Annotated in this window: 30 protein-coding genes; 14 read left to right on the top strand and 16 right to left on the bottom strand. The window is 54.7% G+C overall.

All coding sequences use genetic code 11. From position 1 onward, the window contains the following. Nucleotides 1-33 precede the first annotated feature (33 nt). From PAT9B_RS07870 to PAT9B_RS07840, 7 genes are all read right to left on the bottom strand, one after another. Nucleotides 34-1521, bottom strand: coding sequence for an FGGY family carbohydrate kinase (locus tag PAT9B_RS07870; protein WP_013508727.1), 1488 nt, complete (start codon nucleotides 1519-1521; stop codon nucleotides 34-36). A gap of 2 nt (nucleotides 1522-1523) precedes the next feature. Further along, nucleotides 1524-2468: a transketolase family protein gene (locus PAT9B_RS07865; RefSeq protein WP_013508726.1), complete on the bottom strand. Its 945-nt coding sequence runs from the start codon at nucleotides 2466-2468 to the stop codon at nucleotides 1524-1526. Further along, nucleotides 2461-3291 (bottom strand): transketolase, encoded by an 831-nt coding sequence (locus PAT9B_RS07860; protein ID WP_013508725.1) that lies wholly within the window; start codon nucleotides 3289-3291, stop codon nucleotides 2461-2463. Before PAT9B_RS07860 ends, PAT9B_RS07865 begins: the two co-directional genes overlap by 8 nt. Before the next feature lie 91 nt (nucleotides 3292-3382). Continuing rightward, nucleotides 3383-4492 carry an ABC transporter permease gene (locus tag PAT9B_RS07855; RefSeq protein ID WP_013508724.1) on the bottom strand — a complete coding sequence of 370 codons (1110 nt, stop codon included), beginning with the start codon at nucleotides 4490-4492 and terminating at the stop codon, nucleotides 3383-3385. Then, complete coding sequence (locus PAT9B_RS07850; protein WP_013508723.1) at nucleotides 4492-6009, bottom strand: sugar ABC transporter ATP-binding protein; 1518 nt, start codon at nucleotides 6007-6009, stop codon at nucleotides 4492-4494. The genes PAT9B_RS07855 and PAT9B_RS07850 overlap by 1 nt, the downstream gene beginning before the upstream one ends. Next, entirely contained in the window at nucleotides 6009-6620 is a 612-nt protein-coding gene (locus tag PAT9B_RS07845) for a DUF2291 family protein (protein WP_041525763.1), read from the bottom strand. Before PAT9B_RS07845 ends, PAT9B_RS07850 begins: the two co-directional genes overlap by 1 nt. 13 nt (nucleotides 6621-6633) lie before the next feature. Then, nucleotides 6634-7575, bottom strand: a complete 942-nt coding sequence (locus PAT9B_RS07840) for a D-ribose ABC transporter substrate-binding protein (RefSeq protein WP_013508721.1) — start codon at nucleotides 7573-7575, stop codon at nucleotides 6634-6636. A 185-nt stretch (nucleotides 7576-7760) separates the two neighbouring features. On the opposite strand from PAT9B_RS07840, the gene PAT9B_RS07835 reads away from it, so the two are divergent. Further along, nucleotides 7761-8711 carry a sugar-binding transcriptional regulator gene (locus PAT9B_RS07835; RefSeq protein ID WP_013508720.1) on the top strand — a complete coding sequence of 317 codons (951 nt, stop codon included), beginning with the start codon at nucleotides 7761-7763 and terminating at the stop codon, nucleotides 8709-8711. A 77-nt stretch (nucleotides 8712-8788) separates the two neighbouring features. On the opposite strand, the gene emtA is transcribed toward PAT9B_RS07835, so the two are convergent. Then, nucleotides 8789-9430 carry a membrane-bound lytic murein transglycosylase EmtA gene (emtA, locus tag PAT9B_RS07830; RefSeq protein WP_150105813.1) on the bottom strand — a complete coding sequence of 214 codons (642 nt, stop codon included), beginning with the start codon at nucleotides 9428-9430 and terminating at the stop codon, nucleotides 8789-8791. A 151-nt stretch (nucleotides 9431-9581) separates the two neighbouring features. Between emtA and ldcA the strand changes: the two genes are divergently transcribed. Beyond that, nucleotides 9582-10505, top strand: a complete 924-nt coding sequence (ldcA, locus tag PAT9B_RS07825; RefSeq protein ID WP_013508718.1) for a muramoyltetrapeptide carboxypeptidase — start codon at nucleotides 9582-9584, stop codon at nucleotides 10503-10505. Between the two features lie 24 nt (nucleotides 10506-10529). Continuing rightward, the gene (locus PAT9B_RS07820; protein WP_013508717.1) at nucleotides 10530-11189 is read left to right on the top strand and encodes an MBL fold metallo-hydrolase; all 660 of its coding nucleotides are present in this window, start codon (nucleotides 10530-10532) and stop codon (nucleotides 11187-11189) included. On the opposite strand, the gene PAT9B_RS07815 is transcribed toward PAT9B_RS07820, so the two are convergent. From PAT9B_RS07815 to PAT9B_RS07805, 3 genes are all read right to left on the bottom strand, one after another. Further along, nucleotides 11190-11603 (bottom strand): GNAT family N-acetyltransferase, encoded by a 414-nt coding sequence (locus tag PAT9B_RS07815; protein WP_013508716.1) that lies wholly within the window; start codon nucleotides 11601-11603, stop codon nucleotides 11190-11192. Nucleotides 11604-11625: 22 nt separating this feature from the next. Continuing rightward, nucleotides 11626-12009: a hypothetical protein gene (locus tag PAT9B_RS07810; RefSeq protein ID WP_013508715.1), complete on the bottom strand. Its 384-nt coding sequence runs from the start codon at nucleotides 12007-12009 to the stop codon at nucleotides 11626-11628. A 123-nt stretch (nucleotides 12010-12132) separates the two neighbouring features. Beyond that, entirely contained in the window at nucleotides 12133-12357 is a 225-nt protein-coding gene (locus PAT9B_RS07805; RefSeq protein WP_013508714.1) for a YgdI/YgdR family lipoprotein, read from the bottom strand. Between the two features lie 99 nt (nucleotides 12358-12456). Here PAT9B_RS07805 and PAT9B_RS07800 point away from each other — a divergent pair, with 99 nt between their 5' ends. Continuing rightward, nucleotides 12457-12813 (top strand): DUF4186 domain-containing protein, encoded by a 357-nt coding sequence (locus PAT9B_RS07800; RefSeq protein ID WP_013508713.1) that lies wholly within the window; start codon nucleotides 12457-12459, stop codon nucleotides 12811-12813. Nucleotides 12814-12816: 3 nt separating this feature from the next. Here the strand turns inward: PAT9B_RS07800 and PAT9B_RS07795 are convergent, their stop codons facing one another. Beyond that, nucleotides 12817-12999 carry a hypothetical protein gene (locus tag PAT9B_RS07795; RefSeq protein WP_013508712.1) on the bottom strand — a complete coding sequence of 61 codons (183 nt, stop codon included), beginning with the start codon at nucleotides 12997-12999 and terminating at the stop codon, nucleotides 12817-12819. Between the two features lie 211 nt (nucleotides 13000-13210). Here PAT9B_RS07795 and PAT9B_RS07790 point away from each other — a divergent pair, with 211 nt between their 5' ends. The 3 genes from PAT9B_RS07790 to PAT9B_RS07780 are packed head-to-tail and all read left to right on the top strand — an operon-like array spanning nucleotide 13211 to nucleotide 15180. Beyond that, nucleotides 13211-13540: a hypothetical protein gene (locus tag PAT9B_RS07790; protein ID WP_013508711.1), complete on the top strand. Its 330-nt coding sequence runs from the start codon at nucleotides 13211-13213 to the stop codon at nucleotides 13538-13540. 43 nt (nucleotides 13541-13583) lie between these two features. Then, on the top strand, nucleotides 13584-14135 hold the full coding sequence (locus tag PAT9B_RS07785; protein WP_013508710.1) for a hypothetical protein: 552 nt from the start codon (nucleotides 13584-13586) through the stop codon (nucleotides 14133-14135). A gap of 37 nt (nucleotides 14136-14172) precedes the next feature. Continuing rightward, nucleotides 14173-15180: a Ppx/GppA phosphatase family protein gene (locus PAT9B_RS07780; protein WP_013508709.1), complete on the top strand. Its 1008-nt coding sequence runs from the start codon at nucleotides 14173-14175 to the stop codon at nucleotides 15178-15180. Nucleotides 15181-15213: 33 nt separating this feature from the next. Here the strand turns inward: PAT9B_RS07780 and PAT9B_RS07775 are convergent, their stop codons facing one another. Continuing rightward, nucleotides 15214-15423, bottom strand: a complete 210-nt coding sequence (locus PAT9B_RS07775; protein ID WP_013508708.1) for a DUF2767 family protein — start codon at nucleotides 15421-15423, stop codon at nucleotides 15214-15216. Nucleotides 15424-15551: 128 nt separating this feature from the next. Between PAT9B_RS07775 and PAT9B_RS07770 the strand changes: the two genes are divergently transcribed. Continuing rightward, on the top strand, nucleotides 15552-15800 hold the full coding sequence (locus tag PAT9B_RS07770; RefSeq protein WP_013508707.1) for a YqjD family protein: 249 nt from the start codon (nucleotides 15552-15554) through the stop codon (nucleotides 15798-15800). 188 nt (nucleotides 15801-15988) lie between these two features. Next, entirely contained in the window at nucleotides 15989-19006 is a 3018-nt protein-coding gene (locus PAT9B_RS07765; protein ID WP_013508706.1) for a glycosyl hydrolase family 18 protein, read from the top strand. A gap of 56 nt (nucleotides 19007-19062) precedes the next feature. Here the strand turns inward: PAT9B_RS07765 and PAT9B_RS07760 are convergent, their stop codons facing one another. Continuing rightward, entirely contained in the window at nucleotides 19063-19266 is a 204-nt protein-coding gene (locus PAT9B_RS07760; protein ID WP_013508705.1) for a hypothetical protein, read from the bottom strand. Nucleotides 19267-19374: 108 nt separating this feature from the next. Further along, nucleotides 19375-19572 (bottom strand): DUF6404 family protein, encoded by a 198-nt coding sequence (locus PAT9B_RS07755; protein WP_013508704.1) that lies wholly within the window; start codon nucleotides 19570-19572, stop codon nucleotides 19375-19377. A 344-nt stretch (nucleotides 19573-19916) separates the two neighbouring features. Here PAT9B_RS07755 and PAT9B_RS07750 point away from each other — a divergent pair, with 344 nt between their 5' ends. Together PAT9B_RS07750 and PAT9B_RS07745 are read left to right on the top strand one after the other, a co-directional pair. Then, nucleotides 19917-20780, top strand: a complete 864-nt coding sequence (locus PAT9B_RS07750; RefSeq protein WP_013508703.1) for a class I SAM-dependent methyltransferase — start codon at nucleotides 19917-19919, stop codon at nucleotides 20778-20780. Nucleotides 20781-20981: 201 nt separating this feature from the next. Beyond that, nucleotides 20982-21485, top strand: coding sequence for a DUF2569 family protein (locus PAT9B_RS07745; protein WP_013508702.1), 504 nt, complete (start codon nucleotides 20982-20984; stop codon nucleotides 21483-21485). Nucleotides 21486-21596: 111 nt separating this feature from the next. On the opposite strand, the gene icd is transcribed toward PAT9B_RS07745, so the two are convergent. Continuing rightward, nucleotides 21597-22847: an NADP-dependent isocitrate dehydrogenase gene (icd, locus tag PAT9B_RS07740; RefSeq protein ID WP_013508701.1), complete on the bottom strand. Its 1251-nt coding sequence runs from the start codon at nucleotides 22845-22847 to the stop codon at nucleotides 21597-21599. Between the two features lie 131 nt (nucleotides 22848-22978). On the opposite strand from icd, the gene rluE reads away from it, so the two are divergent. The 3 genes from rluE to mnmA are packed head-to-tail and all read left to right on the top strand — an operon-like array spanning nucleotide 22979 to nucleotide 25276. After that, nucleotides 22979-23632: a 23S rRNA pseudouridine(2457) synthase RluE gene (rluE, locus tag PAT9B_RS07735; RefSeq protein ID WP_041525762.1), complete on the top strand. Its 654-nt coding sequence runs from the start codon at nucleotides 22979-22981 to the stop codon at nucleotides 23630-23632. A 16-nt stretch (nucleotides 23633-23648) separates the two neighbouring features. Next, complete coding sequence (locus PAT9B_RS07730; RefSeq protein ID WP_013508699.1) at nucleotides 23649-24125, top strand: NUDIX domain-containing protein; 477 nt, start codon at nucleotides 23649-23651, stop codon at nucleotides 24123-24125. A gap of 38 nt (nucleotides 24126-24163) precedes the next feature. Continuing rightward, a complete protein-coding gene (gene mnmA, locus PAT9B_RS07725; RefSeq protein ID WP_013508698.1) occupies nucleotides 24164-25276 on the top strand; it encodes a tRNA 2-thiouridine(34) synthase MnmA in 1113 nt (370 codons plus the stop codon). Nucleotides 25277-25296 lie beyond the last annotated feature (20 nt).

Raw genomic sequence — 25296 nt, 5'->3', positions numbered from 1 at the left:
CCGCGCGATAAATCGCGCCGCTACGGATCGACATTAGCAAGGCTGGTAACGACAGCGTGCCACGGCGTCCAGCCATCCCTGATAATGGTCGTGCATGCTTTGCGCCAGCTCCTCACGCGGATAGACCACGCTGCCTCCCTGTAACGCCGCCATGTCACTGCCCTGCTGCCACCAACCCAGCGAGCGTCCGGCCAGCAGCGCAGCCCCCAGCGCCGAGACTTCCGGCGTTGGAGCTCGTCGGAGCGGACGCTGTAAGACATCGGCCTGCAACTGCATCAGCCAGCTGTTTTCCGTGGCACTGCCGTCGACGCACAACGCCGGTAGCTGCACGCCACTCGCCTGTTCCATGGCGAAAAACACATCGGCAATCTGGCAGGTGATGGATTCGAGCGCCACGCGTGCCAGCACCGCCGGCGTAGCCGCATCGGTTAAGCCGCACAGCATGCCACGCGCTTGCAGATCCCACCAGGGCGCACCCAGTCCCGACAGCGCCGGTACAAAGTAAATGCCCTGATTGCTGTCGGTACTTTGCGCCAGCCGGGTCAACTCACGTGGATCATTGATGCCGATCATCCGCCCCAGCCAGGCCGCACCAGAACCGGTATGGGTGATGTTGCCTTCAAACGCAAAACGTAAGGTGCCGTCATGCCAGGCTACGGTAGTGCTGAGGCCGTTTTCGGTCAGTAACGGCGTCGCCATCGACATCATCAACGAGGAGCCGGTGCCATAGGTGGCTTTCACCACTTCTTCGCTGCCGCTGCGTTGTGCCTGAAGCGCAGCGTGGGAATCACCGATGCGCGCCAGCAACGGCGTACCCGGAGCCAGACCGGGAATATCAGCGATCGCCACCACGCCCTGCGCGCTGGCCGACGGTACAATTGCTGGCAATGCGGCACGCGGAATATGAAACAGCGCCAACAACTCGTCATCCCAGTCACCACGGTGCAGACTATACAATTGGGTACGCGCGGCATTGGCGTGATCGGTGACGAAACATTCGCCGCCGGTCAGTTGCCAGCTAAGCCAGCTATCGACCGTGCCAATACATAATTCGCCCGCGCGGGCGCGTTCCAGCCCTTGCGGTACCGCCGCCAGCATGCCGGTCAGTTTGGCGGCAGGAAACATCGGATCGACCGCCAACCCGGTCAGACCGGTGATACGCGGCGCTTTCCCCGCCTGACGTAAATCACGACAGAACGCTTCCGAACGGCGATCCTGCCAGCTGACCAGCGGCGTTAACGGCTGTCCGTCGCGCCGCTGCCAGATCAGTACCGATTCGCGCTGGTTGCTGATCGCCACCGCCGCCACCGGCTCCCCCTGGCATTGCGCCAGACAGTCGCTGACCGCCTGTTGCACCGCCTGCCAGATGGCGATGGGGTCCTGCTCCGCCAGTCCCGGCTGTGGATGGTTCAGGGTCAACGGCTGGCTACCGCGCGCCACCACCGTGCCATGGCGATCCACGGCGATCGCTTTGGCGTTGGTGGTGCCTTCATCAATCGCCAGTATCAACGGACCTGCCATGTTTACTCTCCTGTGCAGATACGCACCGCGTTGTTCACCACGCTGGCGGCATCGATGCTGTGTCGGGCGCGGGTTGCGGCACGATCACCGGCAATCGCGTATTGCCCATCCGGAATGCCGAGCCGCAGTAACGGGATGCCACATCCCCCTTCGGCCAATACCTCGGCCACCAGACTGCCGACGCCACCGTTGACGTTGTGCTCCTCCACGGTAATCACCGCAGGATAGTGATTTAACAGTTCGCGCAACTGTTGGGTATCACAAGGGCGAATCGATGGAATGGCGATCACACCTGCGTCGATTCCCTGGCTTTGCAGCTGCTCGGCGGCATCGACAATTTCATGCACGGTCGATCCCATCGCCACCAGGGCGATGTCTTTGCCGCTGCGCAACACATCGATGTTGCCGGGACGGAACTGGTAACTGTCATCATGTAGCTGCCGCAGGTCTTTCCCGTCGAGTCGGATATACACCGGCCCCACGTGGTCCAACGCGTAATCGATGATCTGGCGGCACTCCAGTGGGCAGGACGGCGCATAAATCTCGATATTGCCGAAACCGCGCATGATGGCGATGTCATCAATGCTGTGGTGGGTGCTGGCGAGCGGGCCGTAACTGGCCCCGGCATTCAGGCCAAATAATTTGACGTTAGTGTTGTTGTAACAAACGTCGACTTTCACCTGTTCGTTGGCGCGGGAAATCAGGAAGGGAGCCGCGTTACAGGTCACCGCGACTTTGCCACCAATCGCCAGCCCCGCCGCCGTGCCGACCAACGTCTGTTCTGCGATGCCAACGTTGACCAGCCGGTCCGGGAACGCCTTGATAAAAGGAGCGATTTTGGCGGTGGAGGTCGAGTCCGCCACCACCGGCACCAGATCGATACCGCGATTCACCGCATCGATAAAAGCATTGACCATTACATTGGCCAGGTGTTGTGCGTTACTCATCTTTCAGCTCCTCCAGTGCCTGAGCGATCTCTTCTCCCTTCGGCACCCGGTGATGCCACTCAGCCTTGCTTTGAATAAAGGAGATACCAAAACCTTTCTCGGTATCGGCCACCACCACCTGTGGTTTGCCGTTACGCGGCAGGCTTTCCAGCGTTGCGACGACGGCGGCCATATCGTTGCCATGGCATTCGGTCACGTCTAAACCAAACGCCCGCCATTTCTCCGGTAGCGGATCGGTATTCATGATGTCGCGGGTATGCCCGGCCAGCTGCAACTTGTTCTTATCGTTGATGATCACCAGGTTATCGAGACCATAATGGGCCGCAACCAGCGCCGCTTCCCAGTTGCTGCCCTCGGCCAGTTCGCCATCGCCGGTCACCACATACACCATCCGGTTGCTGCCATCTTTTTTGGCGGCCAGCGCGATACCCACCGCCACCGGTAGGCCGTGCCCAAGCGCCCCGGTATTCAGCTCCACACCGGGCGTTTTTTGCCGTACCGGGTGCCCCGGCAGATGAGAGTCGGCATGCTGATAGGTGGGGAGCCAGTCGGTGGGGAAATAGCCCGCTTCGGCCAGCACGCAGTAGTAGCCGCCAACCGCATGGCCTTTTGACTGGATATAGATATCGCGCTGTGGATCGTTGATGCGGTCCGGCGCGCAGTTAAGAATGCGAAAATAGAGGGCCGTCAGGATTTCCACCTGCGACAGGTCAGCCCCGGTATGTCCCCCCGCCGGGCTGCCAGCATTGAGCTGGATAATGCGACGACGCACCGCGCGCGCTTTGGCGGTCAGTTCGTCCACAGAGTATTTGAAAGGATTCATGGTTACCTCTGAATTTTAAATCGATACTGAATATATATTCCTGCATAGCAAAAAAAGGGGGACAGACAAATGCCGCCTGCGCCCCAACCGATTAAAGCTTCGTTCCGCTGCCTCCCTCTTCAATCAGCGCTTTCTGGGCCACCACCGCTGCCTTTTGCTGCATCCGGCTTTGCATCTGGTCGATAATCACCGCGACAATAATGACGATGCCTTTGATCACCATCTGCCAGAACTCGCTGACCCCCATCATGATTAAACCGTCGGCGAGAAAGCCGATCACAAATGCCCCCACCAGCGTACCGAGAATAGTGCCGCGTCCGCCTGCCAGCGAAGTACCGCCCAGTACCACTGCGGCGATAGCATTCATTTCAAATGAGGTCCCGTTGGCCGGATGACTGGCGACCAACTGCGAGGACACCACAATCCCGGCAATCGCCGCACAGAACCCAGACAAGGTATACACCCAGATTTTCACCTGCCTGACCTTCACCCCGGAGAGCTCGGCGGCACGTTCGTTATCACCGATGGCATACACCTGGCGGCCAAAGGGCAGCCGTCGGGCAATATAAGCAATCACCAGCGCCAGCACGATCATCATCCAGATGGCCCAGGGCAAACCGAGAAAATAGCCTGCACCGATTTTGTCAAAGCCGGTGTTACCGAGTAGCGGGTTGCCCTGTAAGCCCGGGAACGTCTCCCCGCCTGACGTCAGCATCGCTGCGCCACGCAGGATGTACATGGTGCCAAGGGTGCAAATAAAGGGGGCAACGTTGTAACGCGTGATAATCCAGCCATTCGCCGCGCCGATTAAAGCCCCGACCAGCAGCACCAGCGGCACAATCACCCAGACGCTGGGAAAAATCGCGATGCCAAACATCGGCAACACAATCCCTTTGGTGATCAGCCAGCCCGCGATCATGCCGCACAGGCCCAGCGTGGCACCGATTGAGAGATCGATACCGGCTGTAATGATGACAAAGGTGATACCCAACGCCAGAAAGGCGTTAATCGCGATATGCTTCACCATGATCACCATGCTGCCGAGCGCGAGGAAATCCGGCACCGTCGCCGAGAAGAAGCCAACAATCAGAAACAGCGCGATAAAAGTGCGCAGTTTTAACAACAGCAGAATCAGACCTTCACGTGAGTTAAAGGCTTTCGCGGGTTGGGCGGCGAACGCCACGGCACTGTTGCTTTTCATCAAGAGAACCCCTGTGCGCTTGCTTTGACCAGTGCCGCTTCTTCCGCCTCAGCACGCGGAAGATCGGCCGTAAGTTTGCCGCCGGACATCACCAGAATGCGATCGGCAACCGCCATGATTTCTTTTAGATCGGAGGTGGAAAACAACACCGCGATGCCCTGTTCTGACAACCGCACCATCATGCGGAACACCTCCGCTTTGGCCCCGACATCAATGCCGCGACTCGGTTCGTCCAGCAGTAACAGGCGGGGATTGGTCAGTAATGACCGACCAATCACCACTTTCTGTTGATTGCCACCGCTCAGCGCGCTGATGGCGACATCCGGCGATGACACCTTGATCGCCAGATTGCCGACCGTGCTGGTCACCGCTTCACGCTCAGCCTGCTGGGCAATCACCATGCGATGCGACAGACGACGCCACAGGCTGGCGATGGTCAGGTTGCTCGCCACCGACGAGATGGGAAAAATACCGGCGCGCTTGCGATCTTCCGGCACCAGGCTCATCCCCATGCGAATGCGTTCAGCGGTGGGCAACCGGGTGGGTAGCGGTTTGCTGTCGAGCCACAATTTGCCAAGATAATTACGTTGGCTGCCGAGCAGGCATTCAAACAATTCGGTGCGACCGGCTCCCATCAGGCCATAGATGCCGACAATTTCCCCGGCGCGTACCTGGAAGCTGACATCGTCCACCAGCGTGTTACCGTTCGGGCTGACGCAGGTGATGTGCTCCGCTTCCAGCACCGCCGCGCCAAATTGCCGATTTGGCGGCAGAAAGTTGCTGACCGGCTCACTGCCGAGCATTTCACGGACAATCCACGGCACATCGATATCGCTCACCTGCGCTTCAGCCTGAAAGCGTCCATCACGCAGGATGGTGATGACATCGCCAATCGCCATCAGCTCCTCCAGCCGGTGCGAAATATAAATGATCGAAACCCCCTGGCGCGTCAGTTCCCGAATCACCCGGAACAGAATTTCCACCTCGGTTTTGCTCAACGCCGAGGTGGGTTCATCGAGGATCAGGATGTCGGCATCCTCCGCCAGCGCCTTGGCAATCTCCACCAGCTGCTGCTGACCCACTTTGAGATTACCGACCTTCTCCTGTGGCGAGATCGGCTGATCGAGGCGCTGCATCAACACGGCGGTGCGACGCGCCTGCTCCGCCTCATTGATCGGACGGATTCCCTGTTGGATCTCGCGACCCAGAAAAATGTTCTCCGCCACGCTGAGGTTTTCAAACAGGTTCAGCTCCTGATGAACCATACCGATACCGTGGCGGGCTGCATCGCGGGTACTGTGGAACACCACCTTCTGGCCGTTAAGCAGCATTTCGCCGGTACTGGGTTGCTGCACCCCTGCGAGAATTTTCATCAGCGTCGATTTACCGGCACCGTTCTCACCGATGATGACGTTGACCTTGCCGCGCCAGACGCGATAATCCACCCGATCCAGCGCCAGGGTGCCAGGAAACAGCATCGAAATATGATTCGCTTGCAGGATAATTTCGTCACTCATCATCCATTCCCCTGTTGCAACTGAATCGCCACCACTTCATCTACGGTGCCCGGCCCGATGGTGACCGCCAGTACCATCTGCACCGGTTTGCCTTGCCAGCTGGCATCCACGGTGGGCAGTTGTTTCACCGCATGACGGTTGAGCGCTTTGGTGAGTTGCGCGTACTGCACCTGATTAGTGAACTCTTCGAAACGGAAACCTGCGGCATCGCGAATAGCATTGCTGCGCAATACCGGACCAATCAGCACGTTGACCGGTTTACCGTTAATGGTGACGGTCAGTACACGCTCACGATCGTTACTGCTATCCAGCGCCGTGACCGTGCCGCCGGCACGCACAAAGACGCTCTCGCTGGTGCCTGCCTTCAACGTATGGCTTTTGGTTTCCATATCGTTCCAGCTCAGCGCCTGTTTCTCCGCCGGTTGCGCCACCCGGCTTTGCCAGCTCTCCTCCGCGATCTGCTGCGGCGTCTGATTGGTGTAGCCGGGTTTGGCGTGGGGATCTTTCGGCATGATGGGATTGCCGTTTGCGTCGAGATCCACCACCGTGCACGCCGTCAACATCAACGCCAGTGCCACCATGATGATTCCGCCTGTCGCTCTGCCCTTCATGCCGTCCCCCCGGTTACTGCGCCAGACGGAAGTTTTTCAGCTTCGCGGCGTTGCTGTCGTCGATCAGCACGCAATCCATCAGCTGTTTCTCTTCCTTCTGCGCTTTGCCATGCGTCAGGTAATAATCCGCCTGCTCCACCGCCATCTGTGCCTGATCCCAGCCCGGCTGGAGCACCGTGGCTTTGATGTTGCCTTTATTCAGGATCGAGTCACGGGTGTAATCGCTGCCATCAAAACCGACCACAATCACGTTGGTTTTGCCTGCCGCTTTCAGCGCCGCTTCCGCCCCGAGCGCCATGGTGTCGTTACCGGAGATCACCCCAACGATATTCGGGTTCTTCTGCAAAATGGTTTCCATGCGGCTGAAGGCTTCGGTCTGACTCCAGTTGGCACTTTGTTGCGCCACCATCTTCATATCGCTGTAGTCATCCAGCACATCGTGGTAGCCCTGCGAGCGCACGCCAGCGTTGGTATCAGACTCTTTACCCAGCAGCTCAACGTAGTCCCCTTTGCCGCCCAGCAATTTGGCGAACTTCTGCGCGCCGAGCTGAGCACCCTGATAGTTGTTGGAGACGATTTGCGCTACCGCCACGCCGGTCTTGTTGATTTCGCGGTCAATCAGGAAGGTGGGGATACCGGCATCTTTGGCTTTCTGCACCGGCCCAACCGTGGCATCGGCCCCGGCGTTATCGAGGATGATCGCTTTGGCTTTGCGCGCGATGGCGGTTTCAATCAACTGGTTTTGTTTGTTGACATCATCATCGTGCGAGGCCACCAGCGTGGTGTAGCCCAGCGCTTTCGCCTTTTCCTGTGCACCATCGGCTTCGGCTTTAAAAAAGGGGTTGTCGTGTGACGGGGTAATAATGGCCAGCAGGCCCTTATCTGCTGCCTGTGAGGCAGCAGACAACGTCAGGAGTGAAGCCAGCAGGGTAACTTTGACGAGGGATGCTTTCATTGGATTTTTTCTCCGCTTGAATATATATTCAAATGCGATTTTATATGCATAATGACTATGCACCCCAACGAGGATGCCGTCCAATGCCGGATCCTGAAAAAGCGAAAACGATCACAAATTGTTCAGCGTTGTTATTTATGACCGGCTGATTAACAATACCAGGCAGATTTGGAGAGGGATAAATCATGGCAAAACAGGATGAACAGCGGCTGATGGTGAAGATTGCCACCCTTTATTATGTGGAAGGGCTGAAACAATCGGACATCGCTCAGCTACTGAAATTGTCGCAATCCTTTGTTTCACGCATTCTTAATCGCAGCGTAAAGGAAGGCGTAGTGAAGATTAGCGTGGTCCCGCCCGCTAACGTGTTTCCTGAGCTGGAGAAAGCCATTGAGCAGACTTACCAGCTACCGCAGGCGATCGTTGTTGATGTGGCAGAACAGGCTTCGGCGTTGCAGATTAAGCAGGCGATCGGCTCTGCGGCTGCACACTATCTGGAAACACGTTTACGCGCCGATGAGTTGATCGGCATCTCCTCATGGAGCGGGACCATCCGGGCGATGGTGGATGCTTTGCATCCGCTCAATGCGCCCTGTCGTGGGGTGATTCAGTTGCTGGGTGGCGTTGGCACCAACGGCAACGTACAGGCCACCATCCTGACACAAAACCTGGCGGCGTTGTTGAATTGTCCGGCATGGCTGCTGCCCTCGCAGTCGATTGAACATTCGGTGCAGGATCGCCAGCGTCTGTCGGTGAACCCCGATGTTGCCGTGGTGCTGGAGAAATTCGAGCAAGTGGATCTGGCGATTGTCGGGATTGGCGATCTGGAGCCGTCAGCGTTGCTACGTAATTCCGGCAACTATTATGACGAAGAGATGCTGCGCACCCTGGCGCAACGCGGTGCGGTGGGTGACATCTGTCTGCATTATTTTGACGCTGACGGGCAGCCGGTACTCAGCACAGCGGAAGATCCGGTGATTGGTATGGAGCTGGCGCAGGTGAAGAATTGCCCGCAGGTGGTGGCGCTGGCAGGTGGTAAAGAGAAAGCGCAGGCGATTCGCGGCGCGTTACGCGGCGGCTATGTGAAGGTGTTGATTGTGGATTATCCCACAGCAAGGTTGCTGGTGGAGGGATAATCAAGCCGTAGCGGCGCGATTAATCGCGCGTCTTTTTCTGACAACGCGCCCGGAATCGCGCCGCTACGAATCAGTGATTAACCGATGGTGCGATACGCCGTGGTCACTTTCCACAGGTAACGCGGAGCCTGGGCGGCCGGATGTTTATTCTGTACGTGTTGATAAAACTCGTCCGGCGTCATGTCATTGATCATGGCAATGGCACGGTCGCGGTCACGTGAGAAGGTTCGCAGCAGCGCACCAGCACCGTTGGCATAGGAGACGATGGTCGCGTAACGCAAGGTCAGCGGATCACGAATGCCCGCCAGTTCGGACTCCTGCAAAATACGGATATAGGCCGCGCCAATATCGATATTCCTTGCCGGATCGCGTAACTCGGATGAGGTCGGCTGGCCCCGACGACCCTGGGCGCGATACACCGCGCGACCCGCCGTGGCGGCTTTAATCTGCATCAAACCAACCGCATTGGAACGGCTGATCACAGTGGGGTTGCCCCCTGATTCGACACTAATAATGGCGCTGATAAGCTTTTCATCAACGCCATAATGACTGGCGGCATCTTCAGTAAACATTGACCAGGCGTCGGTGATTTTTGACGGTGGAGCCTGGGTTAAAGGTGTATTCTTCTCTGGCGTTACCACGGTCTGCGGTTCGCTGGCACAGCCTGCCAACAATAGCGCAGAGAGCATAAGTAGTCGGATTTTCACTGAATTTTGGATTCCGCAATAGATTCGGCGCAACCTATCATACCTGGCTTGCCGTTGGGTTAAATTACCGTTTGTCCTAAATTCGTAAAAAACCTTGCCAGCTCGTGACTTCCGTAACGCATTTCGTCATCATCGGCAAGCCAACCCACACAGGATGAGAGTTATGGTTGCCCCCCGTTCGATACGCCTAATCGCCCCTTCCGGCTATTGCCACAATCAGGATGCTGCCCAACGCGCCGTGACACGTTTGCAGGCGGCAGGCCACCATATTGATAACCAAACCGCCATCGCCCGTCGTTTTCAGCGTTTTGCCGGTAGCGACCAGCAGCGACTGGATGATGTTAATCAACTGGCAGCACTCAGCCCACTGCCGGATATTGTGTTGGCGGTGCGCGGCGGTTATGGCGCGTCGCGCTTGCTGGATGGTGTCGATTATGTCGGCTTACAGCGCCAGTTATTGAACCAACCCGTCGCCTTGTGCGGCCACAGTGACTTCACTGCACTGCAACTGGCGTTGCTGGCACAAACCGGGCTGATCACCTTTAGCGGGCCGATGCTGGCAGGTAATTTTGGCGCAGAGACATTATCTGATTTTACCCTGTCTCACTTTTGGCAAGCGCTTACATCACCTACAGTCAATATAAACTGGCGCAGCGCCAGCCCGGATGAAGGCCGCTGGGAAGGCACCTTATGGGGTGGCAATCTGGCGATGATTTGTTCGCTGATTGGCACCCCTTGGTTACCGCAGATTGAAGACGGTATTCTGGTGATCGAGGATGTGAATGAACATCCGTTCCGCATTGAACGCATGCTGATTCAACTGCACCAAAGTGGCATTCTGGCGCGGCAAAAAGCGATCGTGACCGGCAGCTTCACCAGCACCACCCTCTCGGACTACGATAACGGTTTCGATTTCGAGACGGTCTGGCAACGTGTGCGGGATGAGTATCAGCTACCGGTGATCAGCGATTTGGCCTTTGGTCACGGCTTTGACACCGTCACGCTTCCCCTCGGTGCCAGCGCCTGTTTGCAGATTCAGCACGGAGAAGCCCAGTTCGCCTTTACCGGCCACCCGACATTGCGCTAACGGCATTGCCGCAGGAGACCGACATTGAAGCCGCTCTACGACGACTTGTGGATCTCCACACCCGAATTTCCCGCAGACCATGCGGAAAGCGATCTGATGATGCATGGATTTATGTTGCGTCATCCACGTGGCAACCTGCTGATTGGTCGGGTGGAAAACCCGTTGGATCATGAAGTGCTGGCCGATGCGGGCGGTGTCATTCGCCATTATCTGACCCACTGGCACGAGGCTGCCCCCGGCGCACTGATGATTCAGCAGCGCTTTAACAGCGCATTGTATTGCCACAATCGCGCACTCGGCCCGGTCAGCCGCATCATTGAGCCAGATGATACCTTCAGTCAGCAGGAGGTACACTTTGGCGATTTTCACCTGCTCCCTACCCCCGGACATACCCCTGGCAGCAGCAGCTATCTTTATCACTCGCCGCTGGGCCGCACCTATCTGTTTGTCGGCGATACCCTGACGCGCGAACATCATCGCTGGATTAGCGTGCTGGTGCCGGAAAGTAATCCGGCGGAGTTACTCCAGTCACTCGATCTTTACCGCGCGTTACGTCCGGATGTGGTGTTGATGAGCACCACGCGTGGCCATCTGTCGTGGCAGAAAATGACGTTGCAAAGCTGGCTGGCAGCGATTGATGAAGCGGAACAGGCACCGCTGGATTTACGCCAGCGGCCTGCTTAATCAGAGGGATTTGCTGAGGTAATGGCGCTGATGATGGCGTGGATAGTTATCCAGGCTGAAGCGTAAGCTGTAACCGAGCTTTTCGTAGAAGGGCCGCGCCTGAAAACTGGCGGTATCCACCTGGGCATAGCAGCAGCCGCGCGCACGGGCTTCGTCTTCGGCGGCCCGTATCAATTGACTTCCCACGCCCTGCCCGCGTAGCGCATCACTCACCCATAACATATCAATCCGCAACCAGTTGCCGCTGGTGGAGCCGGTCAGTCCTGCCAGTTTTTTTCCATCAGCGTCGGTAACAAACACACCTATTGATTTGATCTCATCAACATTAATAAAGCGGCTGTTAAAGGCGTTCAGTCCGAGGCGAACCTCATCGAGATCCTGCCAGGTGACGCTTTCCGTGACCTTGAGTTGCATAGTCGACTCCTTGTGGCGGCAATTATGAAGGCGGATGCTGGCTGTCGTCGTAACGTTCCAGCGAGAGGATATCAATATCGCGTTTTTCCGTGCGATTGCAGGGCAACAGCTTATCGCTGTCTGCGTAAACGAAAAAGGTGTCACCATTGTTTTTATTCACCATTAGCTGATCACCATTGCGGAAACGGGTAATCGCCACCGGGTCACCGTCCTGCAAGCGGGTGCGTTGTTCTCCCGCCGCAATCTGGAAATGGTGCGTGGGCCACATCAGCATGCTAAGGCCATATTCGGCACGCGAAACCGTCATCGTCGGACGGCCCGGACAGGTGATCTGGAATTCGCTTTCACTCCAGGCGGGCGCAATCTGGCACGCCAGCAGACCTGCGACAATAGCTATCGCCTTCATTGGATTCTCCGCTGAGGTTAGATGATGATTTCATTAGGGTTTTGCAGAGGGTATCACAAAATGACGTCGTGCGGCGGGGGATGGCCCGCCAGATGCGGGCCGGAACATTCCGTCAGGGAAAAATCAATTGTCGACTGAAGACATGTCTTTGATCTGACTTTGATTTATTTGCTGTTCCTTACCGTAAATATCTTTGTAAGTAATCATGCCAGTATCCTTATCCACCACCGGTTTACCCTCGGTGACGATGGTTTGACCATCATTGGTATGCATCACATGATCAGAAGCACAGCCCGCCAGCAGCAGGCCCAGACTAAAAGTACCAATCAGAAACAGGGTTTTTTTCATCTCATCCTCCTTTTGGACTCATGGTCAGGTTTAGCACAGCCAGCAGGAAACTGAACCAGGATAAGGACTAATGCGCTATGATCGCGCCAGGAGGATGTTATGAGAGATGAAAATGCGCTCTTTGCTCGCCTGGCACAATCGACCTTTCGCAGTCGTTTTCACCTGGGGCCAAAGGAGCGGCAATATTGCCTGGATAAAGGACCGGATATCATCGACCAGCATGCGGCGGATTTTGTTGCACGCCGCCTGGCGGATGCCGAACCGCACAATGACGGGAAACAGACGCCGATGCGGGGCCATCCGGTGTTTATTGCCCAACACGCAACGGCAACCTGTTGTCGTGGCTGTCTGGCAAAATGGCATGGTATCGCGGCCCATCAGCCGCTATCAGCAGACCAGCAGCAATACATCGTCGGTATTATCCACCGCTGGTTAGTGGGAGAGATGAATCGTTAGGGGTTACTCTTCGGCGGCCACTTCTGCCGCCACTAACATCAGCGCCAGACCCGCATCGTCAGAATGATACTGTTGCATCACTGCGCGAATTGCCGCAGCGCAGTGCATCACCTGTTGTTTTTGTTCAGTTTCAAGCTTATCAATCGCGTGTTGAAGAATCATTAGACTTGCTTGTTCTTCTCTCATTCATTTCTCCCGGCCAGGCCTGTCCATCGCGCAATAGTGGCAAGAATACCGTTTATCTGCTAGCAAAGTCACCCCTTAACATTCTCATCGCTTAACGATTACACAAATAGCAAATGGGAAGCGGCGCCAGACCTGCTATGATCAGCATATCGTGGTCATATGATAGATTTTCGTGCCACGGCAAACCAGGGATCGAACCAGGAACAGGACCATGTTGCGAATCACCGTAGTACTCACCTTATTGTTACTGGCTGGCTGTAGTTCCGCCCCCAAAGGAGTGGATTGCCCCGGGCAAGTCGCCACCATTTATGGTCAGGCAATGGGCAACACCGAAGCACGTATTTTCGACCTGGTAACGGCCTTCTCCGTCAGCAAAGACGGCGTGATGGTAAAAAGCGGCCCGCTGCACTCTAATGACCGTTTTCAGTACATCCCCTCGGCGGTGACGCCAGAGGGCTATTACGCCCAGCGTTTGTCGGATAAACAGTTTCGCCTGATTAATCCGTATCAAAACACCATGATCACCTGGACATGTCCGTAAGCCGTGTTTATTGTCAGAAATCGTCACGCTGAGAGGCTGCGTCATGGAAAAGAGTCTGGATAACAACAGCTACATTGCGTTCCCCTTCCCTGCAACCACCAATGCGGATGGTTCCGTTAATCCCTGCGGCATTGATCTCACGCTGGAGACGGATCGTATTGAAGAGATTGCGGTGTGCCAGCACTCCGCCAACTTGCGCCGCCTGCTGGAAGAAGTGAATTTGCAGGAGGGATGGTTTATGACCCTGGCCTGTGACTGGCAACAGCGTGACGATGGAGTATGTGGTTTTATTGATGTCGCCTTCCGGCCAATCTACTCGGCCAATAGCAAAGATGAGGCGCTCAGTCTCGACCAGGCCTTTGAACTGTATCTCACCCGTCAGGAGAAGCAGCACAACATGGCAAGTGGCGCGCTGGTCAATTATGCGCGCGCAGTACTCGACTGGAGTTGGTCGCCACTACAGCAACGCCATCTGCACTATGAAAAAATCACCCTGCGCTATTACTGCCAGCAGGCAGAGGATGCTGAATGGTGTTTTGATCATCTGCGTCATTTCCTCGTGAGCTGGTATCCGGCTTATCGCGGCACACGTTAGTTTTTCCCTTTAATTTTTTCCTCTGACAGGAGCCGCTATGCGACTTGTGGTACGCGTTGTAGTGCTGTTTTTTGCTGTATTTTTGCCTTCACTGGCCTTTGCGGATAACTGCTGGCAAACCCGTGCCGGGATTGATATGGGTTCCGGTGCCACCAAAATAGCCGTGTTCGAGGTGAATATTTGCCAACATCAGTTGGGTAAAGTGCTGTTCGAGGATCAACGCCCGGTGGGTTACAACGATGCACTGGCACGTTCGACTCACAACCAACTGGATGAGACCATCCAGCAGCAAGGTTTAACCGCCCTGCAACAGTTGGTCACCCAGGCGCGGCGCTATCATCCGCAACGCATCAGCGGTGTCGCCACTGCGGTGTTCCGTTCTGCCAGCAACGGCCAGGCGGTGATTGATCGCTTCAACCAGCAAGCCGGCGTGCAGCTGAAAATTATCAGCCAGCAGCAGGAAGCTGAGCTGGGCTTCCGTTCTGCCAAAGCGGCACTGCATGACCCAACCTTACGCGATCAGGATCTGCTGGTGTGGGATATCGGCGGCGGTTCGATGCAGATGACGGCGTGGCGTGACCAGCCTGGTCAGCCGGTTGCTGATGTGTATCAAGGCAAACTTGCCTCGGTCACGCTGAAAAACTTTATTGTCGATGTATTAAAAAATCAGCCCGCGGCGCAATCGCCCAATCCGATCGGTTCCTGGCGTCCTTCCGTGCTGCGTTTCGTCGAGTTTTATGCCCACAACGATGTTCCGCCACAGATCAAACAGGATCTCGCCACGCGTCGGGTGATCGGCATCGGCGGTGTGCATGGTTTCTCGATTAAGAATCAGCTGAAAATTAACGATAATCGTTATGACCTCGCGACACTGGAGCAGGTGGCAAAACAGCAAGTCTGGAAAGGTGACAGCGAACTGACGGGCGATTATCGCGCCACCGATGTCAGCAATTTGCTGCTGGTGGAAGGCTATATGCATGCACTCGGTATAAAGGATGTCACCGTGGTTAAAGCCAGCCTGATTCAGGGGATAGTGCTGGAATAACCGCTAGCGGGCGTCAGCCTGACGCCCGCTCTTTCAGGACGGTTTTACCAGCCGGATAGCGTGTTCCAGCATACGTTGTTCATCGCGTTCATCATGGGCGCGATGCTGACGTGTGCGTTTCAACAAGCTGGCGATCTCTTCCCGTTTGGTTTCGTGCCCACACTCCGCCAGCACAATCACCGCATCTCCGATCACCCGGCAGACTTCGTCGTAATCGTCTTCATTTAATACGTCACGTTTCATCGTGCCTCCTGAGTCAAATACCTTTACCAAGCCTGGTCAGGATTTCACTATCCTGCAAACCCCGGTTGCCGATGACGAATTCACTGACTACGCTGAAATGGCGATTCACAATTATCAGGGAGTCAATTATGACTGGAAAAGCGGAAGCAAAATTGAATGAGGCAGCAGGCGCGGTCGAAGAGAAAGTGGGCGAAGTGACCGGCTCACGCCGCCATCAGTTTAAGGGCGCAGCGCGTCGTTATCCGGCCAAGGCCAGTTATGCTGCCCAGGATGCCGCCGATTGCATGATTAAAAGCGTGCGCGATAATCCTGTCACCGGTTTAGCCGTCGCCGCCAGTGTCGGTATCGTGATCGGTTTTTTGTTGGGACGTAAATAACCGTTTGATTTGCGCAGGGAGGCGCAAAGTTAATTCAGCAACGACAAACACTTCTTTATAATTATCCCACTTTGCCGATGTTCTGTTTATTCCCCTCTCCAATTCTCTTGATCCTGAAGAATTCTCTCAACTTATCCACTGAACAATTTACTTATTATTTTCATCGAACTACATAATGGAGATGTTCAGTGAAGAAGTTATCAATTATTGCCATAGCGACGCTATCGGCTATTTATGGCAGCAATGTATTTGCGGTTGAAGTGACCCCTGAAGAAAGTGGCAAAATCAGTGCCGACCAGCATGGGTCTGCCGGTGACGTTAGCCGTCATCGCGGCAATCGACTGAAAACCAAAATTCAGTGGAAGGCCTGGAGCAATGATATGGAAGGGCTGCATCCACATAGCCCAAAAAACTATCAGGTGTATAAAGTTGAGTACGCCAAGCCCGGTGATATTTACCCCTCTTCGGGTAACAGCAGTAACCTGATTCTTGGCGAAAACGAGAATGGGTTTGCCGCGAATCTGGAGAAAAACGTTCCTTTCCAGCTCAACAGCAACAAGATTGTCGGTATGTATTACGACGAGTGGGCCTACTGGGAACGCTCATTCTCCGCCGATTTAGTCCCGGCGAAAAACCTGACCCACATTTTCTGGAGCTTCCTCGGTCTGTGTGATTTTGGTGCGCAGCGTCCGGGTAGTGTGACCTTGCCTTCGACCGGCAACACCGGCCTGATTGCGGAAGGCAACGAGCGCGGCCAGAAGATCCTGAAAGCGATGTGTGGTCAGGGCAATTTCCCGGTCGAAAATGGCGAGACCGGCTGGCAGGGAACCGATAGCCCGGCTAAACAACAGGGCGATTTCAACATTACCCGTTACGATCCGCAGGCGTCTTATTATGGCCTGAAGACGCTGGAAAGAATGAAGAAAGCCAACCCGAAGCTGAACGTAATGGTCTCCATTGGTGGCTGGTCGATGAGCTCACCGTTCCACGCGATGGTAGAAACCAAAGAAGGCCGCGATATCTTCGTTAACTCGGTGATGAACTTCCTCAGCGAGAATCCGTTCGTGGACGGTATCGATCTGGACTGGGAATTCGTAGGATCCACCGGACCGTCCGCGATGGGCGATCTGGCCATTGATGGCTACCAGAAAGAGAGAGAACGTTATACCGCACTGGTGAAAGAATTGCGCCAGGCTATGGATGCCAAATTTAGCGGTGCCCAGCGTAAACAGTTGAGTGCGGCAGTCAGCGCCTCTCCGGCTAAACTCGCGGCTATCGACTTCAACAGCCTGAAAGATGATTTTGATTTTATCAATATCATGACTTACGACATGTACGGTGCCTTTGCACGTAATCCGGGGCATCAGGCAGCCGTCTATGCCAAACCGATTGCCGGTACCTACTATCAGCAGGGCAGCCAGAATAAAGTTAAAGACGAAGCTGGCAACATCATCATTGATGGCCAGGGCAACGATATGACGGGTGAACAGGCCCAACGCGGATTCAGTACCGAAGGCGCGGTGAAAGCCATTCTCGACAATAACCCGAACTTCCCGTCAGAAAAACTGGTGGTGGGTGCAGCGGCCTACAGCCGTGGCTGGCACAGTGTCAGTGTGAAACCGGAGCACGATAAACTGTTCTGGCATGGTATTGCCAATGGTGAAGAAGTCAGCCGTAAGGGCCTCGGCAGCAACGGCAGCTATGAGCATGGCGTGACCGACTATCGCGAACTGTACGACACCATTATCAGTAAGAAGCAGAACGTTTATTACGATAAGCAGGCGGAAGCCGCGTATATCTGGAAACCGATTGCATCTGTCAATGGTAACCCAACCGCGCAGGTCGAAACCTTTGACTCGCAACGTTCAGTGATCGCCAAAGGCGATCTGGTGAAGAAATACAAACTGGGTGGCATGTTCGCCTGGGCCGCAAGTAACGATAACGGCCTGATTCTGAACAGTATGAACGCCGCAGTGTGTAATAAGCAGGCCAATGGCAGTTACTATAACTTCAGCGAAGACTATAACGGTGTGGTCGACACTAAAGTACTGGATTCACAGAACGGTGTCGCGTCCAAGGTAAACGAAGCGATGTCCGGCCCAGCCACCTATAACTTCAACGGCCAAACCTATTGTGATGCAAGCACCCCGGAAGTGCCGGAAACACCGGAAAGCCAGGTGCCGACAGTTACCCTCGACAGAACCAGCATTAACGTGGTCGGCACCAGCGACTATGGATATGGCTATACCGTCAGCGCTAACAGCAACCAGGACAAGGTGACCTGGAAATGGGAACAGGTTGCGGGTCACAGCTCAATCACGGTGAAAACGTCAGATAAAGCCTCGGCTGAAATCGTGGTACCAAAGAATCTGTTTGATGTTTCGGCGAAATTCCGCGTTACCGCTACCAATGGTGATAACAAGACGGGTGAATCGTTTGTCACCATTAACGTGGCAAAACCGGCAGTAATGATTAGCGGTGCCGACAATATGAGTTCTGTTAACCCGGCTAAATTGCAGGCGGAAGCGAACTTTGAACAGGCAACTTACGCCTGGACGCTGAAGCAAGGCGCGCAGCTGATCGCTAACGGTATTGACCAGAATGGACAGATCAAAGCCGGTCTGGCCGCGGGCGATTACCTTGCTGAAGTTGTCGCCAGCAGCGTCAAAGGGGCACGCTCTGCGACCGGCTCACACGCGGTCAAAGTGACCAGCGAACCGGTGCAGAATAACGACCAGGCATTTATCACCAGCCTGAAGTTATCCCTGCCGTCGCAGGACAAGGGCAGCAGCATGACCTTCACTGGCGGCGTTTCTCACACGACCGCAGCCACCAGCGTGCCAGGTTACGAATGGACCTTGCCATCAGGGGCTCAGGGTGGCAGCAACGGTCAGGCTCAGCAGAGCTTTACCATCGCCAAAACCAACCAGCAGCAGAACCTGAGCGTGACAGTAGAAGTCACCGCAGGCAAAGAGAAACGTACTCTGGTTGAGCAGATCATTGTCCCGGCCTTGTCTGAATCCGCCGGTTACCCTGACTGGGTATACGGCAGCAACTATAAAACCGGTGACGTGGTGAAACACAAAGGCAAACTGTTCGAGTGTGTCGTCGCGGGCTGGTGTAGCCAGACGAACGAGTTCTCTAAGCTCCATTACGAGCCGGAAGTCGGTCTCAACTGGGCTCAGGCGTGGAAATACCACCAGTAAGTGGTAAGCCGTCAACGTTGTAACCCGAGCTGCGGTAGCTTCTACCGCAGCTTTTTTTATTGGTGATACCCCACCTCATCCTGCCGCTCCTGAATATGTTCATCTGGCGTTTCCGCCACATCCGCCATGCCGCTGTTTCCGGCATCCAGATGGCGGCCGCTATGCACATGCAGACTCGTTGGCCCCGGCAAGGGCTGCGCACAAGAACCGAATGACAACAGCAGAAAAAACCAGGCGGCTAGCGGCAACTTCCTCATCATCAACTCACCTGCAAAGTGGTCCAAAGTGCGCTTAGCGTGCCTGATCCTGTGCAAATTAATGTCAGTGCCACGCAAAGCTGCGTGGGGAGCATTGAGCAGATGCGAAAATTATGCCTGCGATTTACGTGCTTTGTAGCGGGCCACCATGGTCATCAGTGCCTGGTAGATCAGTCCGGCATACAGGCTCATCACTACCGCCAAGCCAATCTCCTTGCCCTGCGCCTGCCAGGAGACAAACCACATAAACACGCCCCACAGCAACGAAAACAGCAACCAGCCTTTAACGAACTTCATCACACCCTGCATAGCGCCTCCTTGAATTGAGCGCTGACGATAGCGGTTTGGTGACGGGAAGGCACGAAATGTTCGCTGTGTATGTTACTTGGTTCAAAATTTTGCCGCGTGGGAGAAGGGTGACAGCACAATTTATCGCGTAGAAGAGGTAATGCCCCACCCGGCGCTTATCTCCGGCACTCGCAATGGCTTAGCTCTTGAAGGGGCATCAGAATCATCTCAAAAATTGCCGGTGGAAACTTAACTTTTGTTGCTATGTTTATTATTAGCACGGTAATCATCACCTATGCGCCAAGGGTTCGCTGCTTGTCTATACTGTCCCGTAAAGGCAATGATTAATCATGGGAATGAATAACATGATAGATCCGTCCACGTCATTCGATGCTGAACAGTACAAACAAACACAGCGAGAGCAATGGAATAAAGATGGTGCTGCATGGCATTACTGGCACGCCACTTTGGAACGTTGGTATGGTGAACTGACCCGCCAGATTCTCGACTCAGCCTTTATCCAACCACGGCAGCACGTGCTGGATATCGCCGCAGGAGCAGGTGAACCCGCGTTCAGTGCTGCCGAACGCGTTGGGCTCGAAGGTTATGTATTAGCCACCGATATTTCAGACGGCATTATTGCGTTGGCGCGTCAGGCGGCCAGTGACCGCGGATTAACACAGGTTGCTACCCGAGTCATGGATGGTGAGGTGTTATCTCTGCCGGATGCGTCATTTGATGCCGTAATCTGTCGGCTTGGTCTGATGTATATGCCCCATCCTGGGGCTGCGCTGCGCGAGTGGCATCGGGTATTGAAACCCGGCGGGCATGTTGCGGTGGCGGTTTTTTCAACAGCCGATCGCAACAGTTGGGGGGCAATACCCGCGTCAATTATCCGCAGACGGGCGCAGCTCCCTCCCCCGGTTGCAGGACAACCCGGTCCCTTTAGCCTCGGCTACCCGGAAGTGCTCCAACGCTTGTTTATCCAGGCGGGGTTTAGCAACCTTTCGATCAGCACCGTGCTCGTCCCGCATCGCGCGGCCAGCGCAACGGAGTACGTTAGGGTCGCCCGCGAAGCATTTGGTGGATTCAATGCGATGATGGCGTCCCTTCCCTGCACGGAACGAGAATCCGCCTGGCATGAAATCGAGACGTCATTACATTGCTACGAAACGACGAAGGGGTTCGAGGCACCAGGTGAATGCTATGTGGTGGCTGCGACCAAATGACGTCTGGTTTGACCTGGGTATTTGAATCGAACGCGCATCCAATCTGAAGCAGAATTTCTTACCGACATTGTGAATATTCTCTCCAAACTCAAATTAATTCATAAATTATCAGTATTGTATACATGGCTCCCGATACCGTTGCATCCGCGTTACTGAACGCATAATCTAATGATAACTATTAAATATTTCCAAGGTTTATCTATGGAATGGGGATGCACAAAGTGTGGGGTGGAAATACCTCAGGACAGAGAGTTTTGCGATAAATGTGAAGAAAAACATTTCAGAAAAATTGGGGGGGTTCTGTTTTTACCCCTGATAGGGCTGATAGTCACTGCTGCTTCCTATCTTTTTTCAATGACAGATGCGTTTAAAGTTATGACAGAAAATTATTCGCACCTGAATGCCAATGCAAAAACTTTCTTCATACTCTCTCTTGCTATTTATATTGGACAATTCCTGTTCACAGTCACAGTCCTTTCCTTTTTCTTAAAAAAGAAAAAGATCCTGCCCACGTTTTATATTTTCTTTTTGATATCAGTCGTGGCAACAATGTCATTAAATGTCTATCTGCTTTACATGTTAATCCCCAACGTCAAAATTGGATATAATGAACTTGTCCCTGTTTTCAGAAATGTGATAACGGCTCTTATTTGGATTCCATACTTCATGACATCCGTTCGCGTAAAACGAACCTTTATCCGCTAACTTAACAAATCTGTTTGTAACGAGCCATTGCAGTTTATTTTGAGCGGCTTTGCAGGCAGAAAACTACCCTGATCACCCAACCGGTGATCAGGGTAAAGACACCGCAGGGTGTTACATATTCGCGATAATCGCGTCACCAAACTCTGAACATTTCAGCAGTTTAGCGCCTTCCATCAGACGTTCGAAGTCATAGGTCACGGTTTTGTTGGCGATTGCGCCTTCCATGCCTTTAACAATCAGGTCTGCGGCTTCGAACCACTCCAGATGACGCAGCATCATTTCAGCGGAGAGGATAACGGAACCTGGGTTCACTTTGTCCTGACCTGCGTACTTCGGTGCCGTACCGTGAGTCGCTTCGAACAGTGCACATTCGTCACCGATGTTCGCACCCGGTGCGATACCGATACCGCCAACCTGCGCCGCCAGGGCGTCAGAGATGTAGTCACCGTTCAGGTTCATACAAGCGATAACGTCGTACTCAGCCGGACGCAGCAGGATCTGTTGCAGGAAGGCATCAGCGATCACGTCTTTCACGATGATCTCTTTACCGGTGTTGGGGTTTTTGAACTTCATCCACGGGCCGCCATCGATCAGCTCGCCGCCGAACTCTTCTTTCACCAGCTGGTAACCCCAGTCTTTGAAAGAACCTTCGGTGAACTTCATGATGTTGCCTTTGTGCACCAGCGTCAGGGAGTCACGATCGTTAGTGATGGTGTATTCCACTGCCGCACGTACCAGACGTTTGGTACCTTCTTCTGAACACGGCTTCACGCCAATACCACACTGCTGCGGGAAGCGAATTTTCTTCACACCCATCTCTTCACGCAGGAACTTGATCACTTTGTCCGCTTCCGGCGTACCGGCTTTCCACTCGATACCGGCATAGATATCTTCGGAGTTTTCACGGAAGATCACCATGTCGGTATCTTCAGGACGTTTTACCGGGCTTGGGGTGCCTTTGTAGTAGCGTACCGGACGCAGACACACGTACAGATCCAGCTCCTGACGCAGCGCAACGTTCAGAGAACGAATACCGCCACCAACCGGTGTGGTCAGCGGGCCTTTGATGGCAACGCGATATTCTTTGATTAAATCGAGGGTTTCCTGCGGCAGCCAGACGTCCTGGCCATAGAGTTCTACTGATTTCTCACCGGTGTAAATTTCCATCCAGGAAATTTTTCGCTCGCCGTTGTAGGCTTTCTTCACAGCGGCATCAACCACCTTCAGCATCACGGGGGAAACGTCAACACCGATGCCGTCACCTTCAATGTAGGGGATGATCGGGTTATTTGGTACTACCAGTTTGCCCTGATCCAGGGTGATTTTCTGACCTTCCGCCGGAACAACTACTTTGCTTTCCATTAACCTCTCCTTCGAGCGATTTTTTGTTAATGATTTGTAAGATGCGCGTCAATACTACTTGAATATTTCCGCCGCGCCAATCACCGCAGTTTCGCGTTATAATGCGCTGATTGTCACCGACTGCAAAGCCCATGCGAAAAACTTCCCAACGAATTCACCAGGATAAACGATTCAGCGGCCCGGCGCGTAAGCCTGTCCGCCGCGATGCGCGGCCAAAAGGCCCGTTACGCGTCATACTCTTTAACAAACCTTTCGATGTTTTACCGCAATTTAGCGATGAGGCCGGACGCCGCACCCTGAAGGATTTCGTGCCGGTCACGGACGTCTACGCCGCAGGCCGCCTCGATCGCGACAGTGAAGGGCTGATGGTGTTAACCAACGATGGTGCACTCCAGGCGCGGCTGACACAGCCCGGTAAGCGTACCGGTAAGATCTATTTTGTGCAGGTGGAAGGCGAGCCGCAGGATTCAGATTTATCCCGCCTGCGGAGCGGCGTCACGCTGAATGATGGCCCCACCCTGCCTGCCGGTGTCGAGCGGGTCGCCGCGCCGGAATGGCTGTGGCCACGCCAGCCGCCGATCCGCGAGCGCAAAGCGATCCCGACCTGTTGGCTGAAAATCACCTTATATGAAGGACGTAACCGCCAGGTACGCCGGATGACGGCACATATCGGTTTCCCCACCCTGCGCCTGATTCGTTATGCCATGGGGGAATATCAGTTAGATCATCTGGCACCGGGTGAATGGCGTGATATCAGCGCAGAATTTTCAATAACTTCAGGTTAACAATCCGGGAGAATCGATGTTTAAACCTCATGTCACCGTGGCGTGCATCGTGCAGGCTAAAGGTCAACTGTTGGTGGTGGAAGAACAGGTCAATGGCCGCGCCACCTGGAACCAGCCGGCCGGTCATCTGGAAGCGGATGAAACGTTGCTGGAAGCGGTCCAGCGCGAATTGTATGAAGAGACCGGCATCACGGCCAAACCCGATTATTTTCTCGGCGTACAGCAGTGGATTGCCCCGGATAATACGCCTTTTGTGCGTTTCCTGTTTGGTCTGGACCTGGCAGAAACGGTGGCAACCACCCCGCATGACGATGACATCGATTGCTGCTGGTGGCTCACGCCAGAGCAGATTATCAGCGCAGATAAGCTCCGTTCGCCGCTGGTGGCGGAAAGTGTGCGATTATGGCAACAGGGCGCGCGCTATCCCCTGCAACTGGTTGCCCCGTTCCAGTGGCCATTTCATGAGGGTGCGCACCCGGCTTCCGCGTGCTAGAATACGCCGCCTGTTTTTATCGTAATCAAGAGTGCGTCATGTCTGACAACAGCCAGAAAAAAGTGATCGTCGGTATGTCCGGCGGCGTCGATTCTTCCGTTTCCGCCTGGTTACTGCAACAGCAGGGCTATCAGGTCGAGGGCCTGTTCATGAAGAACTGGGAGGAAGACGACGGCGAGGAGTATTGCACTGCCGCTGACGACCTGGCTGATGCGCAGGCGGTCTGTGACAAACTCGGCATCAAACTGCATAAAGTTAACTTCGCCGCTGAATACTGGGACAATGTTTTTGAGCATTTCCTCGAAGAGTACAAAGCGGGCCGCACGCCGAACCCGGATATTCTGTGCAACAAAGAGATCAAGTTTAAAGCGTTTCTCGAATTTGCCGCCGAAGATCTCGGTGCCGACTTTATCGCGACCGGCCACTATGTGCGTCGTCAGGATATTGACGGTCAAAGCCGCCTGCTGCGCGGCCTCGACGGCAACAAAGATCAGAGCTATTTCCTCTACACCCTCAGCCACGAGCAGGTTGCGCAAAGCCTGTTCCCGGTGGGTGAACTGGAAAAGCCCGAAGTGCGTCGCATTGCCGAGCAGCTTGATCTGATCACCGCGAAGAAAAAAGATTCCACCGGTATCTGCTTTATCGGTGAACGCAAATTCCGCGATTTCCTTGGCCGCTATCTCCCTGCTCAACCGGGCGCGATTGAAACCGTTGACGGTGAAATCGTCGGGGAGCATCAGGGGCTGATGTATCACACCCTCGGTCAGCGCAAAGGGCTGGGTATTGGTGGCCGCAAAGAAAGCAATGACGATCCCTGGTACGTGGTGGATAAAGACGTCGCGCGCAACCGCCTGATTGTGGCCCAGGGCGGCGATCATCCGCGTTTAATGTCGGTGGGTCTGATTGCCCAGCAGCTACATTGGGTGGATCGTCAGCCCATTACCGCGCCGCTGCGCTGCACAGTGAAAACCCGTTACCGCCAGACCGATATCCCGTGCGAAATTATTCCGCACGGCGATGACCGGATTGAAGTCCGTTTTGATGAGCCGGTTGCTGCTGTCACGCCGGGCCAGTCTGCCGTGTTCTACCTGGGCGATGTTTGCCTCGGTGGCGGCATTATTGAACAGCGTCTGCCCTGGGCAGCGGCCTAAGGTCGGCGCTGCCGACGCGT

This window comes from Pantoea sp. At-9b, assembly GCF_000175935.2.
Taxonomy (GTDB): domain Bacteria; phylum Pseudomonadota; class Gammaproteobacteria; order Enterobacterales; family Enterobacteriaceae; genus Pantoea.
Note: the sequence above shows the minus strand (reverse complement) of the source record. Positions and strands in the feature narration are given on the sequence as shown.

Coding starts and splice junctions, on each gene's coding strand:
- PAT9B_RS07870 (WP_013508727.1), bottom strand. CDS start 1,521: ATGGCAGGTCCGTTGATACTGGCGATTGATGAAGGCACCACCAACGCC.
- PAT9B_RS07750 (WP_013508703.1), top strand. CDS start 19,917: ATGATAGATCCGTCCACGTCATTCGATGCTGAACAGTACAAACAAACA.
- PAT9B_RS07850 (WP_013508723.1), bottom strand. CDS start 6,009: ATGAGTGACGAAATTATCCTGCAAGCGAATCATATTTCGATGCTGTTT.
- PAT9B_RS07730 (WP_013508699.1), top strand. CDS start 23,649: ATGTTTAAACCTCATGTCACCGTGGCGTGCATCGTGCAGGCTAAAGGT.
- PAT9B_RS07815 (WP_013508716.1), bottom strand. CDS start 11,603: ATGCAACTCAAGGTCACGGAAAGCGTCACCTGGCAGGATCTCGATGAG.
- PAT9B_RS07805 (WP_013508714.1), bottom strand. CDS start 12,357: ATGAAAAAAACCCTGTTTCTGATTGGTACTTTTAGTCTGGGCCTGCTG.
- mnmA (WP_013508698.1), top strand. CDS start 24,164: ATGTCTGACAACAGCCAGAAAAAAGTGATCGTCGGTATGTCCGGCGGC.
- PAT9B_RS07770 (WP_013508707.1), top strand. CDS start 15,552: ATGACTGGAAAAGCGGAAGCAAAATTGAATGAGGCAGCAGGCGCGGTC.
- PAT9B_RS07780 (WP_013508709.1), top strand. CDS start 14,173: ATGCGACTTGTGGTACGCGTTGTAGTGCTGTTTTTTGCTGTATTTTTG.
- rluE (WP_041525762.1), top strand. CDS start 22,979: ATGCGAAAAACTTCCCAACGAATTCACCAGGATAAACGATTCAGCGGC.
- PAT9B_RS07755 (WP_013508704.1), bottom strand. CDS start 19,572: ATGCAGGGTGTGATGAAGTTCGTTAAAGGCTGGTTGCTGTTTTCGTTG.
- PAT9B_RS07840 (WP_013508721.1), bottom strand. CDS start 7,575: ATGAAAGCATCCCTCGTCAAAGTTACCCTGCTGGCTTCACTCCTGACG.
- PAT9B_RS07865 (WP_013508726.1), bottom strand. CDS start 2,468: ATGAGTAACGCACAACACCTGGCCAATGTAATGGTCAATGCTTTTATC.
- PAT9B_RS07860 (WP_013508725.1), bottom strand. CDS start 3,291: ATGAATCCTTTCAAATACTCTGTGGACGAACTGACCGCCAAAGCGCGC.
- PAT9B_RS07835 (WP_013508720.1), top strand. CDS start 7,761: ATGGCAAAACAGGATGAACAGCGGCTGATGGTGAAGATTGCCACCCTT.
- ldcA (WP_013508718.1), top strand. CDS start 9,582: ATGGTTGCCCCCCGTTCGATACGCCTAATCGCCCCTTCCGGCTATTGC.
- PAT9B_RS07795 (WP_013508712.1), bottom strand. CDS start 12,999: ATGAGAGAAGAACAAGCAAGTCTAATGATTCTTCAACACGCGATTGAT.
- PAT9B_RS07855 (WP_013508724.1), bottom strand. CDS start 4,492: ATGAAAAGCAACAGTGCCGTGGCGTTCGCCGCCCAACCCGCGAAAGCC.
- icd (WP_013508701.1), bottom strand. CDS start 22,847: ATGGAAAGCAAAGTAGTTGTTCCGGCGGAAGGTCAGAAAATCACCCTG.
- PAT9B_RS07790 (WP_013508711.1), top strand. CDS start 13,211: ATGTTGCGAATCACCGTAGTACTCACCTTATTGTTACTGGCTGGCTGT.
- PAT9B_RS07745 (WP_013508702.1), top strand. CDS start 20,982: ATGGAATGGGGATGCACAAAGTGTGGGGTGGAAATACCTCAGGACAGA.
- PAT9B_RS07800 (WP_013508713.1), top strand. CDS start 12,457: ATGAGAGATGAAAATGCGCTCTTTGCTCGCCTGGCACAATCGACCTTT.
- PAT9B_RS07785 (WP_013508710.1), top strand. CDS start 13,584: ATGGAAAAGAGTCTGGATAACAACAGCTACATTGCGTTCCCCTTCCCT.
- PAT9B_RS07810 (WP_013508715.1), bottom strand. CDS start 12,009: ATGAAGGCGATAGCTATTGTCGCAGGTCTGCTGGCGTGCCAGATTGCG.
- PAT9B_RS07775 (WP_013508708.1), bottom strand. CDS start 15,423: ATGAAACGTGACGTATTAAATGAAGACGATTACGACGAAGTCTGCCGG.
- PAT9B_RS07845 (WP_041525763.1), bottom strand. CDS start 6,620: ATGAAGGGCAGAGCGACAGGCGGAATCATCATGGTGGCACTGGCGTTG.
- PAT9B_RS07760 (WP_013508705.1), bottom strand. CDS start 19,266: ATGATGAGGAAGTTGCCGCTAGCCGCCTGGTTTTTTCTGCTGTTGTCA.